This window comes from Comamonas nitrativorans (genome assembly GCF_042654765.1).
GTDB classification, from domain to species: Bacteria; Pseudomonadota; Gammaproteobacteria; order Burkholderiales; family Burkholderiaceae_C; genus Comamonas; species Comamonas nitrativorans.
The window spans coordinates 91,855-109,405 of record NZ_JBHSEW010000002.1 but is presented as its reverse complement, the minus strand read 5'-3'; the positions used below and the strand labels follow the sequence as shown (position 1 = coordinate 109,405).

Genomic DNA, 17,551 nt, shown 5'->3' with positions numbered 1-17,551 from the left:
TGCCATGACACACGTCGTCACCGAAAACTGCATCAAATGTAAATACACCGATTGCGTGGACGTTTGCCCCGTGGATTGCTTCCGCGAAGGCCCGAACATGCTGGTGATCGACCCCGACGAATGCATCGACTGCGCCGTCTGCATCCCCGAGTGCCCCGCCGACGCCATTTTTGCCGAGGAGGATGTGCCCGCCGATCAGCTGCCGTTCATCAAGCTCAATGCCGACCTGGCCTTTGCCAAGGGGTGGACCAGCATTACCAAGCGCAAGGCGTCGATGCCCGATGCCGACGAGTGGAACGGCAAGGACGGCAAGCTGGGGATGCTGGAGCGCTGAACCTCTGCCCCTTGCCGGACACCCCGGCCCTATTACCAGCAACAGCCCCGTCCGGGGCTGTTGGCGCTTAGAACCTGTTCACGATCTCCGCGCGGGTGTGCAGTCGCGGTCTCGGGCGCTCTGCGGCGTTGCAAATCCTCGCCATAGCACCGCTATGGCTGCGGTTTGCGCCTGGCAGCCCATCCCGATCCGCTTCCCGCACCCCTTCGCGCCGAGATCGTGAACAGGTTCTTAAGGCAGAGTGTTTCACTTGGTTGTATCCAGGTGTTGCATTGACCAATCGGGCATTGTGGTCTTAAGCTGCCAGTTTTGCTTTTTTTTCTGGATTCAGGAGCCTGTATGAACACCAACGCCAGCCGCTTTTTGCCCACGGACCGTGAGGCACGGCTCAAGGAGCTGGATTTGGAAATCGTGCGTTTGGCCATCATTTGCAAAATCCGCCTGCTCGACCCCGGCATTGCCGAGCGGGTACTGGCCAACGACACCAGCCTGTGCGACATCCAGAATTGCAAAAATGCCTTCCGCACCCTGCGCGGCCTGCTGCTGATGCACTACAACGAACTCAACGCCATCAACGCCGAGGCCGACCCGCAAACCATGCGCGTGGTGGCGCAGAACGTGCGTGATGCGCTCAAGGGCATCATTGGCGGGCAGCTCGGCGGGCGCGGGGCGATGTAGATACAGATACGCCCTCTGCGGGCAGGTATTCATTGCACCCGTCCGGCAGGCAGCCCCGGCACGGCCAGGTCGCGCCAGGGCGAAGCCTGCACCTGAACGCGGCCCTCCCGCAAAGCCTGTACCAGTTGCGCGTGCTGCTGGCCGGTGACTTGGTGCCAGCGCACTTCCCCGACCTGCTGCCAGCGCTCCTGCGCCCCCTCGGCGCCACGGGCAAACACCCGGCACACCGGGTTGTACCTCGCCGTCGTGCAAAGCAACTGCTGGGGTTGCTCGCTGGCGCTGTCCAGGGGCGCTTGCAGGATCAGGCAAGTGGCGGTTTGCGGATCGGATGCTTGCGGCGCACCCTCTGTTTGGGCGGCGCCCTGACAGACGCTGCCACTGATGATGTCCTTGTCGGCCAGCGCCTGCCACCAGTCCTCGGGCGGAGGGATATGGCCCGGAGCAACGGCCAGCAAGCCGCGCCAATCGTCTGCCGACAGCGCGGCGGCCTGCCGGGGCAGGTAGCGCTTGGCTTCAGCATCCAGCATCTGGCGCACGTCCTGCGCCACCTGCCCCTGGGCAAAGGCGGGCAAGCCTTGCAGGCGCTGCAATGCAGGCAGACCATGGCGGCCATGGTCGAAGCTCAAATCCTGCAAGGCCTGCAACGTCGGCGCCTGCGTGCCGTCCGCCAGGCGTTGGTACTGACTGGCCGCGCCGATGCGGTAGGGGTCGAGCAGCGGCGTATGCAGCAGTACCAGTAGCGCCATGACCAGCCAGGACATCGCCGGGTTGATGCGGCCGATCCGTTGCAGCCATGCGGCGGCATCGCGCTCCAGCGCGGCCCAGGCGTAGCCCAGGGCATAGAGCATGAGCGTGCCGGCGATCGTCAAGGCCCAGATGCGCTCGTGCGTCCAGCCGTACTGGCGCACGCGCAATGCAACCGCCCACAGGGCCAGGGCGGCCAGCACCGGCATCAGCGCCAGGGCCGCTGCAATCAGGCCACGCAACGCAGCGGGATAAGGTGCCGTCTGGCGGCTGCCGTCCTGGTAGACGGCATTGACGAAGACCAGCAGGCACAGCAGCACGCCCATCAGCAGCGGGGCGGCCTTGCGCGTTTCCCACAGCGGCTGCACGCCGGTGAAGGGCAAAAAGGCGACGAACAGCACCACCACCAGCGCCAGTAGCGGCAGCAGCAGGCGGTACAGGGCCAGCACCAGTTGCAGCATCAGGCGCAGCGGCCGGGGCTGGCCGCGTGCCAGCAGCACGCCCAGGCCCGCCATCAGTCCCGTGGCCATGTAGACGAAAGCCGGGGCGGTAAAAGTTTCGGCAAACAGCCTGACCTTGACCAGGGCAAACAGCCCGGCCCACAGCCCCAGCACGGCCCAGCCCAGGGCGACGAACTGCAGGGCAAAGCCCAGCACCACGGCGTTGTTCCAGGCGTGATCGAACAGCAGGGCATACGGCACGCGGCGCAGACTGCGCTGTTGCAGCCATGCCTGCATCCACGCCAGGGCGATGAACAGCAATGCACCCTGGCACAGCAGCCAGGGCGCCCAGGCGCTGCCGCGCCACACATTCCGGCTGCCCAGCAGCCACCAGACGCTGCCATGCAAGGCCAGCAGCAGCAGCGCCAACACCGCCATGCCGCGCCACAGCAGGCGGTCGCCCAGCTGGCGCACGCACAGCACGAAGAAGCCGGGCACGGCCAGCAGCAGGGAGATGGCGATCAGCCGCAGCGCCCCGGCTGGCCCCCACCAGCCATCCATCAGGGTATAGATGCCGGCGCCTTGCAGGAGGGTGGTCAGCACCATCACCTCCTTGGTCAAACGCGGCAGATCGGCGGGGGTGGCCAGGGCGGTGGGGTTGTCGGTGGTCATGGCGGGAGGGTGGTTTTTTTCAAGCCGTCAATGCTGCAACTGCGCCCAGACTTTGTCCAGGCGCTTGCTGCTGACGGGGTACGGCGTGCGCAGTTCCTGGGCGAAAAAGCTCACGCGCAGCTCCTCCAGCATCCAGCGGTATTCCTGCAGCCGCGCATCGTGCTGGCCTTTGCGCTGGGCCAGCAGGCGGGTGTAGCGCTGTTCCAGCGGCTGCAATTCCTTCATCCTTGCGGCATCGCGGGCCGGGTCGGCGCGGTATTTGTCCAGGCGGATGGTGATGGCTTTCAGGTAGCGGGCAAAGTGTTGCAACTGCCCCCAGGGGGTGCTGGCGATGAAGTCCCTGGGCATCAGGTTTTGTAGCTGCTTTCCCGCATCTGCCGTGGCTTCGGGGGCATTCTTGGTGTCTTTGATCTTGCGCTGGGCGCTGGCGTATTCGGCCAGGATGGCGGCGGCCAGACGGGCCACTTCCTGGGCGATCAGGGTCAGGCGGGCGCGGCCTTCCTGCACGCGCTGGGCAAACTGGGCGGCGTCCTGGGGCAAGGGGTCCTGCACGAAGGCCCGCTCCAGCGCCACGTCCAGGATGTGGCTGCGCAGTTCCTCCAGCGTGCCCAGCGGCATGTAGGCGACGGCCATCTTTTGCAGGTCGGGGATGCTCTTCTCCAGGTACTTGAGCGCGTCCCTGACCTGCAGGGCGCACAGGCGGCGCAGCCCCTGGCGGTGGCGGGCGGCGGCGATCTCCGGCTCGTCGAAGACTTCGATGGTGACGGCATCGCCCTGGTCGATGAGCGCGGGAAAGCCGATCAGCGTCTGCTTGCCCTGCTGGATTTCCATCAGCTCGGGCAACTGGCCGAAGTCCCAGGCGGTGTGGCGCGTGCCAGCGGCATGGGCCGGGGCAGTTGCCGAGGATTTATCTTTTTCAGGAGCTTGTTCCGCTTTTGTTTTCTTGTTTTCAGATGATTTTGATTCTGAAATCGTTTGTTTATCTGCGGAAGAAGCTATTTTTAATGAAGCCAATGCCTGGAATGCCCCCCGCGCCTTGCTGCCCCATTGGGCTTTGAGGGCGGCGATGTTGCGCCCCTGCGCCAACTGGCGGCCATGCTCGTCGGTGATGCGCAGGTTCATGAACAGGTGGGCGCCCAGCATGTCGGGCTTGAAGTCGGCACGTTTCACGTCCAGCGCGGTTTCCTGGCGCACCTGTTCCAGCAGCGCATCCAGCAGGCCGGCCTGCGCCCAGCGCTCCTGCTGGGTGAACAGCGCGGCCAGGCGCTCGGCGCTGTCGGGCAGCGGCACCAGGCGGCTGCGCGGGCGCTGAGGCAGGCTTTTCAGGAGGGCCTGGATTTTCTCCTTCAGCATCCCCGGCACCAGCCATTCGGCGCGGTCTTCGCTGACCTGGTTGAGTGCGAACAGCGGCACCGTCACCGTCAGGCCATCGCGGGCGTCGCCGGGGCTGTGCAGATAGCTTGCCGCGCAATCGACGCCGCCCAGGCGCACCAGCTTGGGGAAGGCGTCGGTGGTGATGCCCGCCGCCTCGTGGCGCATGAGTTCGTCTTTGGACAGGCGCAGCAGCTGCGGCTGCTCCTTGCTGGCCTGGCGGTACCACTTGTCGAAGGTCGCGCCGCTGAAAATGCCTTCGGGGATGTGCTGGTCGTAGAAGGCGTAGATCAGCGCATCGTCCACCAGCACGTCCTGGCGGCGGCTTTTGTGTTCCAGCTCCTCCACCTTGCGGATGGTTTTCTGGTTCGCGGCCAGAAAGGGCCAGGCGGTGTCCCATTCGCCTTCGACCAGGGCACGGCGGATGAACATCTGCCGTGCGTCCTGCGGGTCCTTGCGGCCATAGCTCACGCCCCGGTTGTTGTAGACCACCAGGCCGTAGAGCGTGGCGCGTTCAAACGCGATCACGTCGGCGCGTTTCTTGCTCCAGTGCGGGTCGAGCAACTGCTTTTTCAGCAGATGGCCGCCGACTTCTTCCAGCCATTGCGGCTCGATCGCGGCGATGCCCCGGCCATACAGGCGCGAGGTCTGCACCTGCTCGGCAGCGACGATCCAGCGGCCCGGCTTCTTGCTCAGATGCGCCCCGGGGTGGGGGTGGAACTTGATGCCGTGGGCGCCCAGGTAGGCGTCGCTTTCCTCGCCCTTGAAGCCGATGTTGCCCAGCAGGCCGCAGAGCATGGACAGGTGTACCGCCTCGTAGCCCGCCGCCTGGGTGTTCACCTGCCATTGCTGCTCTTTCACCACGGTGAGCAGTTGCGAATAAATATCGCGCCACTCGCGCACGCGGCGAATGTTGATGAAGTTCTGGCGCAGCAACTGCTCCCACTGGCGGTTGCTGAGTTTGTGGGTGTCGTGGGCCGACGACACAGCCTGATCGGATGCCGCATCGGCCAGGGCGGATGCGGACAGCCGCTGGCCCACCGGCAGCGCCGCCTGGTTGCGTGCCCGCGCAGGCTGGGCGGCCCCGGCGGCCATCTCCTTGCGGCTTTTGGCGACAGCCTTGCCGCCGCGTGCATCCGTCAGCCATTGCCACAGGCGCAGGTAGCCGGAGAACTCGCTTTTCTCGTCGTCGAACTTGGCGTGCTGCTGGTCGGCCTGGGCCTGCGCCTCCAGCGGGCGGTCGCGCACGTCCTGCACGCTCAGGGCGGCGGCAATCACCAGCACCTCGGCCAGCGCCCCGCACTCGCGGGCCTCGACGATCATGCGGCCCACGCGCGGGTCCAGCGGCAGGCGCGACAAAGCCCTGCCCATGGGCAGCAGCGTGCCCTGCTCGTCCACCGCGCCCAGCTCCTGCAAAAGCTGGTAGCCGTCGGCAATCGCCCTACCCGACGGCGCTTGCAGGAAGGGGAAATGCACCACGTCGCCCAGCCCCAGGCTTTTCATGCGCAGGATGACGCCGGCCAGCGACGAGCGCAGGATTTCCGGGTCGGTAAACGCATCGCGCTGGTTGAAATCCGCCTCGTCGTACAGGCGGATGCAGATGCCGTTGGCCACGCGCCCGCAGCGCCCGGCGCGTTGGTTGGCGGCGGCCTGGCTGATCGGCTCGACCAGCAGCTGCTCCACCTTGCTTCTGAATGAATAGCGCTTGATGCGGGCCGTGCCGGTGTCGATCACGTAACGGATGCCGGGCACGGTAAGCGAGGTTTCCGCCACGTTGGTCGCCAGCACGATGCGCCGCTGGCTGTGGCTGTCGAAAATCCGATCCTGCTCGGCCTGCGACAGGCGCGAGAACAGGGGCAGCACCTCGCTGTTGCGCAGCGCCGGGTCATGCTGCAAGTGCTTGCGCAGGTGGTCGGCGGCCTCGCGGATTTCGCGCTCGCCGGGCAGAAAGACCAGGATGTCGCCGCCCTGCCCACCGGCCCACAGCTCGTCCACGCCATCGGCAATGGCGTCATTCAGGCCGTAATCCTTCTTTTCCTCGAAGGGCCGCCAGCGCATTTCCACCGGGTAGGTGCGCCCGGACACCATGATGACCGGCGCGGCCTGCCCCCGGGCATCGGCAAAGTGCCGGGCAAAGCGCTCGGCATCGATGGTGGCAGAGGTGACGACCACCTTCAGGTCGGGCCGCCTGGGCAATATCTGCTTCAGGTAGCCCAGCAGGAAGTCGATGTTCAGGCTGCGCTCGTGCGCCTCGTCGATGATGAGGGTGTCGTAGGCTTTCAGCAGCGGGTCGGTCTGCGTTTCGGCCAGCAGGATGCCGTCGGTCATCAGCTTGACCGACGCGCCTTTTTGCAACGTGTCCTGAAAACGCACCTTGAAGCCCACCACCTCGCCCAGCGGGGTGTTCAGCTCCTGCGCGATGCGCTTGGCCACGCTGCTGGCGGCAATGCGCCGGGGCTGGGTGTGGCCGATCAGCCTGCCGCGCTGCCCCTCTGGCGCGTTGCACACGCCCCGGCCCAGCGCCAGGGCGATCTTGGGCAGCTGCGTGGTTTTGCCGGAGCCGGTTTCACCGCAGACGATGATGACCTGATGCGCCTGCAAGGCATCGGCAATCTCCTGGCGGCGGGCGGATACGGGGAGCGACTCGGGAAAGGTGATCTGCAAGGACATAAGGGGCGGGATTATCCCCGCGCCCCATGCACTCCCGGATGCGCAACGAAAAAAGGCACGCGGCGCCGGTTGCCGCGTGCCTTTTTGCACCGATGCAAGGCGACAGTTTATTTCTTCGCGCTCAGGCGCTCCTGCATCCGCTTGGCCCGCTCGTCCGAACCGGGGTGGGAACTGAGCAGGGAGCCATCGCCACCGCTGATCTTGGACAGCTTCTGGAAGCCGGTGACCAGCCCCTTGCGCTCCAGCTTGAGGCTGGTGAGCAGGTCGAAGGAGTAGCCGTCGGCATCCAGCTCCTGCGATTGCGAGAACTGCGCGTTCAGGAACTTCTCTGCCAGATCGCCCGCCTGCGAGCGCGTCAGCGCCGCCACGGTGGCGTTGCTGCTTTGCGCGGCCAGCTGGCGGGCGGCAGTGGCGGCATAGGCCGTCTGCATGCGCTTCTTGCTGTGCCCCAGGGCAACGTGGCCGATTTCATGGCCCAGCACGCCGCGCAGCTCGTCGTCGTTCATCAAGTCCATCAGACCGCTGTAGACCCGGATGCAGCCGTTGGCCATGGCCCAGGCGTTCACGTCGGACGTCAGGTAGACCTTGTAGACCGCCTTCTTGCCGTCGATTTCCTTGGGCATCTTGGCCACCACCTTGTTCAGGCGCGTGGTGTATTTGTTTTTCGCCGGGGCGACCTTGTTCTGGGCGTCCATCTCCTCGCACGACTGGTTGGACATGGCCACCACCTCGTCGTCCGTCAGCGACATGGCCTTCATGGCCGTGGCACCCACCCCCACGGCGCTGTTCACGTCCATCGTGACGCAACCGGCCAAACCCAGGCTGCCCGCCAACACCGTTGCTGCCAATGTCTTGCGCATAAATCCCCTTTCTCTCTCAAAAGTAAAAAAACGCCAAAGCGTAGCCCAGCACCGGGCCGCCGATGCCCTTGCGTACCCGTTCTTACGACCGTTTACACCTCTTTGCGCAAACACCCGCCCCCTGTGGGCGTTACCTCCGTTTACGCAAGCGTTACACAAGCGCTTGTTATGCTCACCTGCTTTGCCTGCAGGGCACAACATACGTACCAATTTTTCGAGAATCCATGCTGAATTTGCTTCCCCCTATCGCACTGCTGGCCGCTTTGTGGCTGTGGCATCCCTTGCTGGCCACAGGCAAACGCTACTACGCGGCGGCGACGGTGGTGACGGCATTGCTGGGGGCCATGCCTGTGCTGCTGATCTGGGCGGCACGCAATACCGCCGTCAGTTACACAACGGTGGCCTACCTGCAAGTGCCTGCCGGCTGGCTGTTTGCCAGCATTGCAGCGGCGTGGCTCCTGGCGCTGCTGCGCGATGGGCTGGCGCTGCTGGGCAAGATGCTGGGCGCACCGGGGCTGGCCCGGCACCTGTGGCAGCCGCATTACACCCTGCTGGCGATGAGCGTGCTGCTGCTGGTCTGCGGCCACGGGGCCATCCAGGGGCTGCGCCTGCCCGAGGTGCGCGAGCAGGAGCTGGCGCTGGCCAGGCTGCCCCCCGAGCTGGACGGGCTGCGCATCGCGGTGATTGCCGACCTGCACGCCAGCCCGATCAACAATGCCTTCTACGTGCGCGAGGTGGTCAACCGCACCAATGCGGCCAGGCCCGACCTGATCGTGCTGCCCGGCGATCTGATCGACGGCGACGTGGCCACCCAGGCCGTGAACATTGCCGCCCTGGCCGATCTGAGCGCCCCCCACGGCGTCTGGGCAGCGCCCGGCAACCACGAGTACTACAGCGGCTACGACGCCTGGGCCAAGGTGTTTGCCGGCCTGGGCCTGCCCTACCTGGCCAACCAGGCCCACACCATCACCGTGCGCGGCAAGCGCCTGACGCTGTCGGGCGTGGGCGACCCGGCCTACGCGCAAAGCCACAACGCCGGCGGCGGCGTACCCCCGGACATCGCCAGCGTCGCCCGGCAGGCCCAGGCGCAGCAGGCCCAGTTCCACATCCTGCTGGGGCACCAGCCCAAGCTGGCCCGCGAGTACGCCGCCCAGCACAGCGTGCATCTGCAGATTGCCGGGCATACGCACGGCGGGCACATCCGGGGCTTCGACCGATGGGTGGTGGCCCCGGCGAACAACGGCTTCGTGCGCGGGCGCTACGACGTGGGCGACATGGTGCTGTTCGTCAGCAGCGGCGCCGGGCTGTGGGCCGGGTTCACCCTGCGCCTGGGCGTGCCTGCGGCCATCGACGTGCTGGTGCTGCGCAGCCAGCAATCACCCGAATAATTTAACTAAATAATTAAATAACGAAATAGGCCATAATCACGGCCTATGCCAAACGCCGCCGCGCCCTCTTCCGACCCTTCCACCCCATCCTCCACTTCGGCCCTGCAAGCCCGCAACCTGGGGCTGCTGGTGGCGGCCCAGGCGCTGGGCGGGGCCTCGCCGCCGATCATCATCTCGCTGGGCGGGCTGGTCGGCCAGCAGCTGTCCAGCAACCCCACGGCGACCACCTTGCCGGTCAGCATCTACCAGCTGGGGCTGGCGCTTTCGACCCTGCCGGCCGCCTGGCTGATGCAGCGGCTGGGCCGGCGCTGGGCCTACGTGCTGGGCGCGGTGCTGGGGGTGGTGTCGGGCATCGTCGCCGCGCAGGGGATTGCGCAATCGGACTTCTTCACCTTCTGCCTGGGCACGGCCCTGGCCGGTTTCTACGCCGCCTGCGTGCAAAGCTACCGTTTTGCCGCTGCCGATGCGGTGGCCGAGGCGCACCTGCAGGCCAAGGCCATCTCGCGCATCATGGTCGGCGGGCTGATTGCCGCCATCATCGGCCCGCAGGTGGTGATCTGGACGCGCGACGCCCTGCCCGCCACGCCGTTTGCCGGCAGCTTCTACAGCCAGGCCGCCCTGGCCGCGCTGGCCCTGCCGGTCGTGCTGCTGCTGCGCCTGCCCGCGCCGAAAAAGCTGGCCGCCACCGGCACGGCCCGCCCTCTGGCGCAGATTGCCGCCACGCCGCAATTCATCGCCGCCGCTGCGGCCGGGGTGGTCAGCTACGGGCTGATGGCCTTCCTGATGACGGCGGCCCCGATGGCCATGGTCGGCTGCGGGCACAGCGTGGGCGAAGCCGCCCTGGGCATCCAGTGGCACGTGCTGGCCATGTTCGGCCCGAGCTTTTTTACCGGGCGGCTGATCGGGCGCTTCGGCAAGCGCAAGATCACCGCCCTGGGGCTGGTGATGATCGCCGCCTCCGGCCTGCTGGCCATGGCCGGGGAGGATTTGCCGCAGTTCTGGGGTTCGCTGATCCTGCTGGGCGTGGGCTGGAATTTCGGCTTCATCGGCGCCACCGCCATGCTGACCGAGTGCTACACCCCTGCCGAGCGCACCAAGGTGCAGGCGCTGAACGACTTCCTGGTGTTCGGCACGGTGGCCGTGGCCTCGTTCGGCTCCGGGCAGTTGCTGCACAGCGTCGGCTGGAACGGCATCAACCTGGGGATGCAGCCGCTGGTGGTGCTGGTACTGGTGGTGATGGTCTGGCAGGGCCGCAAAATGAATAGCTCTTTGCGCTGATGGTCAAATGGTTTCAGCATTGGATGATGCTGAAACCATTGTGTTATAAGCGGTACAAGCTATCGTAAAAACAAAAGCTTGAATCCCCACGCCGCACCACAACATGCCAGCCATGACCACCAATCCCCTTCTTGACACTTCGGGCCTGCCGCTGTTCGACCAGATCCAGGCCACCCACGTTGCCCCCGCCATCGAACAGCTCGTTGCCCGCGCCGACGCGGCGCTGGAAACCGTCACCGCGCCGGACTTTCCCGCCGACTGGCAGGCCGTCGCCAAAACGCTGGACACCGCCACCGAAGCCCTGGGCCGCGCCTGGGGCGCCGTCAGCCATTTAAGCAGCGTGGCCGACACGCCCGAACTGCGGGCCGCCTTCAACGCCGCCCTGCCGGTGGTGACCGAGTTCTGGACGCGCCTGGGCGCCGACGAGCGCCTGTACGCCAAGTACAAGGCCATGGACGTGAACGCCCTGAACCCCGCACAGCGCAAGGCCCACGCCAATGCGCTGCGCAGCTTCGTCCTCTCGGGCGCCGAATTGCAGGGCGCGGCCAAAGAGCGCTTTGCCGCCATCCAGGAGCGCAGCGCCGCCCTGGCGCAGAAGTTCAGCGAAAACACCCTGGACGCCACCGACCGCTGGGCCTACTACGCCAGCGCCGAGGAAATGACCGGCATCCCCGCCGACGTGCAGCAGGCCGCCCGCGCCGCTGCCCAGGCCGAGGGCAAGAACGGCTACAAGCTCACCCTGAAAATCCCCAGCTACCTGCCGGTGATGCAGTTTGCCGACAGCGGCGCCCTGCGCGAAAAGCTCTACCGCGCCTACGTCACCCGCGCCTCCGACCAGGCCGAGGGCGAAGGCCGGCAGTACGACAACCGCGCCGTCATCGAAGAAATCCTGGCCCTGCGCCGCGAAGAAGCACAGTTGCTGGGCTACGACAACTTCGGCCAGGTGTCCCTGGTGCCCAAAATGGCCGATACGCCCGAGGAAGTCATCGCCTTCCTGCGCGATCTGGCCCACCGCGCCCGCCCCTATGCCGAGCAGGACGTGCGCGACCTGCGCGATTTCGCCCGCCAGCACCTGGGCCTGAACGACCCGCAGCCCTGGGACTGGACGTACATCGCCGAAAAGCTCAAGGAACAGCGCTACGCCTTCAACGAACAGGAGGTCAAGGAATACTTCACCGCGCCCAAGGTGCTGGCCGGGCTGTTCAAGATCATCGAAACCCTGTTCGACGTGGCCATCGTGCCCGACCAGGCCCCGGTGTGGCACCCCGCCGTGCAGTTCTACGCCCTGCAGCGCGGCGGCAAGACGATTGCGCAGTTCTACCTCGACCAGCCCGCCCGCACCGGCAAGCGCGGCGGCGCGTGGATGGACGACGTGCGCAGCCGCTGGCAGCGCCCGGACAACGGCCAGCTGCAAACCCCGGTGGCGCACATGGTGTGCAACTTTGCCGACGGGGTAGACGGCCAGCCCGCCCTGCTCACGCACGACGACGTGATCACCCTGTTCCACGAATCCGGCCACGCCCTGCACCACATGCTCACCCAGGTGGCGGAAAAGGACGTGTCCGGTATCAACGGCGTGGAGTGGGATGCGGTGGAGCTGCCCAGCCAGTTCATGGAAAACTTCTGCTGGGAATGGGAAGTGCTGCGCCACATGACCGCCCACGTGCAGACCGGCGAGCCGCTGCCGCGTGCCCTGTTCGACAAAATGGTCGCCGCCAAAAACTTCCAGGCCGGGATGCAAACCCTGCGCCAGGTGGAATTTGCCCTGTTCGACATGCTGCTGCACACCCGCCACGACCCGGCAGGCGACTACCTGGCCCTGCTGCAACAGGTGCGCGACGAAGTCGCCGTGCTGCCCACCACGCCCTACAACCGCAGCACCAACACCTTCAGTCACATCTTCGCCGGCGGCTACGCGGCGGGCTACTACAGCTACAAATGGGCCGAAGTGCTGTCCGCCGACGCCTACGCCGCGTTTGAAGAAACGCAGAACGCCGACGGCAGCCACAGCCGCGCCACCGGCGAGCGCTACCTGCACGAAATCCTGGAACGCGGCGGCAGCCGCAGCGCCCTGGAAAACTTCACCGCCTTCCGGGGCCGGGCGCCGCAACTGGATGCCTTGCTGCGCCACCAGGGGATGGCCGAGCCGGTGACTGCTGACGCCTAGCCGTCCAGACCGGACATGGCGGGAAAGCTATTGATAAAAGAGCTTCTACCGCATACAAACAAAGGGTTTCAGATAGAAAATCATCTGAAACCCTTTTTACATCTGCGGTAAAAGCTCCATTTACAAGAGCAGCAACGCTTTGCCCTGTCTACAGCGCCGCCCGGAAAGCATCGCTGGCCGCAGCCGCCTGCGCCAGCCGCCGCGCGATGTTGCCGCAGACCAGATCGCACAGCGCATCCACCGAATCGTCGGCCAGGCGGTAGTACACGCTGGTGCCGCGCCCTTCGCGCGTGACCATGCCCTGCTTGGTCATCAGCGACAGGTGGCGCGAGATGTTCGCCGCCGTATAGCCGCAGGCCTGGGCCAGTTCCCCCACGTTGTATTCGCGCTGGCGCAGCAGGTTCAGGATGTGCAGCCGGGTAGGCTCGGCCAGCACTTGAAAGTAGGCGGCGACTTGTTCCAGGGCTTGGGGGGGAAGGTCTTGCATGGCGGCGGAGGAGGATGGCAGGAAAGGGCAGAAACGGGAAATCATGATACATTATTGATTATTTAATTGATTGCTTAAATAACTAATAAAGGAATCGTCATGGCTGTCTCCGCCTTCCCCTGGCTGCGCTGGCTCCCGCTTGCAGGGCTGACCGCCTGCAGCCTGGCCTGGGCGCAAACCGGCACCCCTGCTGCCCCGCTGCCCTACCACACCGTACAAGCCGCAGACCATGCCGGCTGGACGGGCCACGAGGCCCGGGTCGAGGCCGTGCGCGATGCCCTGATCGCGGCCCAGGTGCCCGGGGCCATCGTCGCCCTGAACGTGCAGGCCGGCGACACGGTGCAAAAGGGCCAGACCCTGCTGCAGATCGATGCCCGCATGGCCCGCCAGGGCGCAGCCGCCAGCCAGGCCCAGGTGGGCGCCGCCCAGGCACAACTGGCCGTGGCGCAGAAGGAATACGAGCGCCAGCAGCAGCTTTTTGCCAAGCGCTACATCAGCCAGGCCGCCCTGGACAGCGCCCAGGCCCAGTGGCAGGCCGCCCAGGCGCAGGTGCGTGCCCTGCAGGCCCAGGCCGGGGCAGCAGCCACGCAATCGCAATGGCACACGGTGCAAGCGCCGTTTGACGGCACCGTGGCCCGCGTGCCCGTCACCCTGGGCGACATGGCGATGCCCGGCACGCCGCTGGTGGCCTTGTACGACCCCGACGCCCTGCGCATTACCGCGCAACTGTCCAGCCCGCAGGCCGAAGCCCTGCGCCACGCCGCCGAGGTGCAGGTCGAACTGACCGGCAGCACGGCCCCGCGCCTGACCGTGGCGGCCGCCCAGGTGCAGGTGCTGCCCAGTGCCGACCCGCTGACGCACACCGTGCCGGTACGGGTGGCCCTGCCCCGGAACCTGCCCGGGGTGGTGCCCGGCATGTTTGCCCGCCTGTGGCTGCCTGCCGATGCCACCAGCGCCAGCACAGACCCGGCAACCCGCCCCGGGCGCATCCTTGTCCCCGCCCAGGCCGTGGTACGCCGCGCCGAGATGACCGGGGTGTACGTGCAAGGGGCCAACGGCCAGCCGCAACTGCGCCAGGTGCGCCTGGGGCTGGCGCAAGGCGAGCAGATCGAAATTTTGAGTGGCGTGCGCCCCGGCGACCAGATCGCGCTGGAACCGCAAAAAGCCGCCAGGGTGCGCTGATATGAGCCGGATACCAGAACACACCCCAGGGCACATGGGCATCTCCGGCCGCATTGCCGCCGCCTTCCAAAGCGCCCAGATCACCCCCCTGCTCGCCCTGCTGGCGCTGCTGCTGGGCCTGTTTGCCGTACTCGTCACCCCGCGCGAGGAAGAGCCGCAGATCGACGTGACCATGGCCAACGTCATCGTGCCCTTCCCCGGCGCTGCGGTGCGGGACGTGGAGCAGATGATTGCCACCCCTGCCGAGCAGGTGCTGGCGCAGATGCTGGGCGTGGAGCATGTGATGAGCGTCTCGCGCCCCGGCATGGCGGTGCTGACGGTGCAATTTGCGGTCGGCGTGCCGCGCACCGAGGCGCTGGTGCGCCTGCACGACACCCTGCGCAGCAACGCCGACTGGCTGCCGCGCGGCCTGGGGGCGCTGGAACCGATCATCCGCCCCAAAGGCATCGACGACGTGCCGGTGGTCACGCTGACACTGTTCAGCGACACCCCGGACACCGGCGCCTTTGCCCTGGAGCGCGTGGCGCACAGCATGGAGGCCGAGCTGATGCGCGTGCCCGGCGCCCGCACCGTGACCACCATCGGCGGCCCAGGCCGCGCCGTGCTGGTGCAGCTCGATGCCGCGCGGATGGCCAGCAGCGGCATCACCGTGGACGACCTGCGCGGCGCCTTGCAATCGGCCAACCAGGGCCTGCCGCTGGGCGAGCTGCTGGGCGGCAACCGGTCGGTCACGCTGGAAGCCGGGCCGCTGCTGGCCAGCGCCCAGGAGGTGGCGGACATCATGGTCGGCGCCCGCGCAGGCAAACCCGTCTTTCTGAAAGACATTGCCGAAGTGAGCGACGGCCCCCGGCCTGCGCAGCACTATGTCTGGCATGGCCAGGTTGCCGACGGTCAGGCCGCCGAATACCCGGCCGTGACCCTGGCGGTGACGAAAAAAGCCGGTGCCAACGCCATCGACGTGGCGCGGGCCGTGATGCAGCGCGTCGATGAACTGCGCAACACCGTCATCCCGGCAGACGTGCAGGTGGCCGAAACCCGCGACTACGGCGCCACGGCCAACGACAAGGCGCAAAAGCTGATCCAGAAACTGCTGTTTGCCACCGCCAGCGTGGTGGCCCTGGTGTTTTTTGCCCTGGGGCGGCGCGAGGCGGTGATCGTCGGCGTGGCCGTGGGGCTGACGCTGGCGGCCACGCTGTTTGCCTCGTGGGCCTGGGGCTTCACGCTGAACCGCGTGTCGCTGTTCGCGCTGATTTTTTCCATCGGTATCCTGGTCGATGACGCCATCGTGGTCGTGGAGAACATCCACCGCCATCAGGCGCTGCACCCGGACAAGACCCTGGCCCAGCTCATCCCCGGTGCGGTCGATGAAGTGGGCGGGCCGACGATTCTCGCCACCTTCACCGTCATTGCCGCGCTGCTGCCGATGGCCTTCGTCAGCGGGCTGATGGGGCCGTACATGGCCCCCATCCCGATCAACGCCAGCATGGGCATGGTGATTTCGCTGGCCGTGGCCTTTACCGTCACGCCCTGGCTGGCCCGCTTGTGGATGAAAAGCCATGGCGCAAGCCACGCAGCCGCACAGGGGCACACCGGCATTTCCGCCAAATTGGCGCCGCTGTTCGGACGCATCTTCAGCCCGCTGTTGGACGAACAATCGGGCCGGCGCAACCGCAGCCTGCTCGGGCTGGCGGTGGTGGGCCTGATCGCCCTGTCCATGCTGCTGCCGGTGCTGGGCTGGGTGCAGTTGAAGATGCTGCCCTTCGACAACAAATCCGAGTTCCAGGTCATCGTCGATATGCCGGCGGGCACCCCGCCCGAGGCCACGGCAGCCGTGCTGCACGAACTGGCCGCCCACCTGGCCACCGTGCCCGAAGTGACCGACTACCAGGCCTACGCGGGCACCGCCGGGCCGATCAACTTCAACGGTCTGGTGCGCCAGTACGACCTGCGCAGCGGCGGCGAGGTGGGCGACATCCAGGTGAACCTGAAGGACAAACACGACCGCAAGGACCAGAGCCACGCCATCGCCATGCGCGAGCGCCCGGCGCTGCAAGCCATCGGTGCCAAGCTGGGCGCGAATGTGAAAGTGGTGGAAGTGCCGCCCGGCCCGCCCGTCCTCTCGCCCATCGTGGCGGAAATCTACGGGCCGGACGCCGAAGGCCGCCGCCAGATGGCGCTGGCCGTGCGGGCCGCGCTGGCAAAAACCCGGGGCATTGTCGATCTGGACGACTCCTCGATCACCGCCGCGCCGCGCCAGCTGGTGCTGGTCGATCAGCGCAAGGCCGCGCTGATGGGCGTGCCGCAGGCAGCCATCGTCAGCGCCCTGCACGCCGCCCTGGCCGGCGAAGCCGCCACCTGGCTGCGCGATGCGGGCAGCAAATACCCCACTCCCGTGCTGCTGCAACTGCCGCAGGAGCGCCACGGCGACCTGCAGGCCCTGCTGCAACTGCCCGTGCGCACCGCCGATGGCCGTACCGTGGCCATCCGGGAACTGGTCACGCTGACCGACACCCTGCGCGAGCAACCCATCTACCACAAGGATTTGCTGCCCATGAATCTGGTGGTGGCCGACATGGCGGGCAAAGTCGATAGCCCGCTGTACGGCATGTTTGCCGCCCGCAGTGCGATTGCCGACATCGTTGCGCCCGATGGCGGCACGCTGGAGGAATACTTCATCCGCCAGCCCGGCGACCCTTACCGGGGCTACGCCATCAAGTGGGATGGCGAGTGGCAGATCACCTACGAGACGTTCCGCGACATGGGCGCCGCCTACGCCGTGGGGCTGCTGCTGATCTACCTGCTGGTGGTGGCGCACTTTGCCTCGTACCTGACGCCGCTCATCATCATGGCGCCCATCCCGCTGACCATCATCGGCGTCATGCCCGGCCATGCCCTGCTGGGGGCGCAATACACCGCCACCAGCATGATCGGCATGATTGCGCTGGCCGGCATCATCGTGCGCAACTCCATCCTGCTGGTGGACTTCATCCGCCTGCAGGTGCAGGCCGGGCAGGACTTTAAACAAGCCATCGTGCAATCGGCCATCACCCGCGCCCAGCCCATCCTGCTGACCGGGCTGGCAGCCATGCTGGGGGCGTTTTTCATCCTGGACGACCCGATCTTCAACGGGCTGGCGATTTCGCTGATCTTCGGCATCGCCGTCTCCACGGTGCTGACGCTGGTCGTCATCCCCCTGCTGTACTACATCGCCTACCGCCACCGCCTGGACGTGGTGCGCGGCCCGGCAGCCCAGGCCAGCCCCCAAGGAGAGGCCGCATGA

General features: G+C 66.5%; 11 protein-coding genes. 7 read left to right on the top strand and 4 right to left on the bottom strand.

What is annotated here, in order from left to right:
- The first annotated feature begins 4 nt into the window (after window positions 1–4).
- A complete protein-coding gene (gene fdxA / locus ACFO3A_RS03020; protein ID WP_377723872.1) occupies window positions 5–334 on the top strand; it encodes a ferredoxin FdxA in 330 nt (109 codons plus the stop codon).
- 339 nt (window positions 335–673) lie between these two features.
- Window positions 674–1,012: a hypothetical protein gene (locus ACFO3A_RS03015; RefSeq protein WP_377723871.1), complete on the top strand. Its 339-nt coding sequence runs from the start codon at window positions 674–676 to the stop codon at window positions 1,010–1,012.
- Window positions 1,013–1,041: 29 nt separating this feature from the next.
- Here ACFO3A_RS03015 and ACFO3A_RS03010 read toward each other — a convergent pair whose 3' ends face one another.
- The 3 genes from ACFO3A_RS03010 to ACFO3A_RS03000 form a co-directional block, all read right to left on the bottom strand.
- On the bottom strand, window positions 1,042–2,868 hold the full coding sequence (locus ACFO3A_RS03010; protein ID WP_377723869.1) for a DUF4153 domain-containing protein: 1,827 nt from the start codon (window positions 2,866–2,868) through the stop codon (window positions 1,042–1,044).
- 27 nt (window positions 2,869–2,895) lie between these two features.
- A complete protein-coding gene (gene hrpA, locus ACFO3A_RS03005; protein WP_377723867.1) occupies window positions 2,896–6,909 on the bottom strand; it encodes an ATP-dependent RNA helicase HrpA in 4,014 nt (1,337 codons plus the stop codon).
- 107 nt (window positions 6,910–7,016) lie between these two features.
- Window positions 7,017–7,769 carry a M48 family metalloprotease gene (locus ACFO3A_RS03000; RefSeq protein WP_377723865.1) on the bottom strand — a complete coding sequence of 251 codons (753 nt, stop codon included), beginning with the start codon at window positions 7,767–7,769 and terminating at the stop codon, window positions 7,017–7,019.
- Between the two features lie 224 nt (window positions 7,770–7,993).
- On the opposite strand from ACFO3A_RS03000, the gene ACFO3A_RS02995 reads away from it, so the two are divergent.
- The 3 genes from ACFO3A_RS02995 to ACFO3A_RS02985 all read left to right on the top strand — a co-directional run bounded on the left by ACFO3A_RS02995 (window position 7,994) and on the right by ACFO3A_RS02985 (window position 12,602).
- Window positions 7,994–9,157 carry a metallophosphoesterase gene (locus ACFO3A_RS02995; protein ID WP_377723864.1) on the top strand — a complete coding sequence of 388 codons (1,164 nt, stop codon included), beginning with the start codon at window positions 7,994–7,996 and terminating at the stop codon, window positions 9,155–9,157.
- 45 nt (window positions 9,158–9,202) lie between these two features.
- A complete protein-coding gene (locus ACFO3A_RS02990) occupies window positions 9,203–10,435 on the top strand; it encodes an MFS transporter (RefSeq protein ID WP_377723862.1) in 1,233 nt (410 codons plus the stop codon).
- Between the two features lie 112 nt (window positions 10,436–10,547).
- Window positions 10,548–12,602, top strand: a complete 2,055-nt coding sequence (locus tag ACFO3A_RS02985) for a M3 family metallopeptidase (RefSeq protein WP_377723861.1) — start codon at window positions 10,548–10,550, stop codon at window positions 12,600–12,602.
- A gap of 148 nt (window positions 12,603–12,750) precedes the next feature.
- On the opposite strand, the gene ACFO3A_RS02980 is transcribed toward ACFO3A_RS02985, so the two are convergent.
- Complete coding sequence (locus ACFO3A_RS02980; protein ID WP_377723859.1) at window positions 12,751–13,089, bottom strand: ArsR/SmtB family transcription factor; 339 nt, start codon at window positions 13,087–13,089, stop codon at window positions 12,751–12,753.
- 99 nt (window positions 13,090–13,188) lie between these two features.
- Between ACFO3A_RS02980 and ACFO3A_RS02975 the strand changes: the two genes are divergently transcribed.
- Window positions 13,189–14,271, top strand: a complete 1,083-nt coding sequence (locus ACFO3A_RS02975; protein ID WP_377723857.1) for an efflux RND transporter periplasmic adaptor subunit — start codon at window positions 13,189–13,191, stop codon at window positions 14,269–14,271.
- A 1-nt stretch (window position 14,272) separates the two neighbouring features.
- Window positions 14,273–17,551, top strand: a complete 3,279-nt coding sequence (locus ACFO3A_RS02970) for an efflux RND transporter permease subunit (protein WP_377723856.1) — start codon at window positions 14,273–14,275, stop codon at window positions 17,549–17,551.

Coding starts and splice junctions, on each gene's coding strand:
- fdxA (WP_377723872.1), top strand. CDS start 5: ATGACACACGTCGTCACCGAAAACTGCATCAAATGTAAATACACCGAT.
- ACFO3A_RS03015 (WP_377723871.1), top strand. CDS start 674: ATGAACACCAACGCCAGCCGCTTTTTGCCCACGGACCGTGAGGCACGG.
- ACFO3A_RS03010 (WP_377723869.1), bottom strand. CDS start 2,868: ATGACCACCGACAACCCCACCGCCCTGGCCACCCCCGCCGATCTGCCG.
- hrpA (WP_377723867.1), bottom strand. CDS start 6,909: ATGTCCTTGCAGATCACCTTTCCCGAGTCGCTCCCCGTATCCGCCCGC.
- ACFO3A_RS03000 (WP_377723865.1), bottom strand. CDS start 7,769: ATGCGCAAGACATTGGCAGCAACGGTGTTGGCGGGCAGCCTGGGTTTG.
- ACFO3A_RS02995 (WP_377723864.1), top strand. CDS start 7,994: ATGCTGAATTTGCTTCCCCCTATCGCACTGCTGGCCGCTTTGTGGCTG.
- ACFO3A_RS02990 (WP_377723862.1), top strand. CDS start 9,203: ATGCCAAACGCCGCCGCGCCCTCTTCCGACCCTTCCACCCCATCCTCC.
- ACFO3A_RS02985 (WP_377723861.1), top strand. CDS start 10,548: ATGACCACCAATCCCCTTCTTGACACTTCGGGCCTGCCGCTGTTCGAC.
- ACFO3A_RS02980 (WP_377723859.1), bottom strand. CDS start 13,089: ATGCAAGACCTTCCCCCCCAAGCCCTGGAACAAGTCGCCGCCTACTTT.
- ACFO3A_RS02975 (WP_377723857.1), top strand. CDS start 13,189: ATGGCTGTCTCCGCCTTCCCCTGGCTGCGCTGGCTCCCGCTTGCAGGG.
- ACFO3A_RS02970 (WP_377723856.1), top strand. CDS start 14,273: ATGAGCCGGATACCAGAACACACCCCAGGGCACATGGGCATCTCCGGC.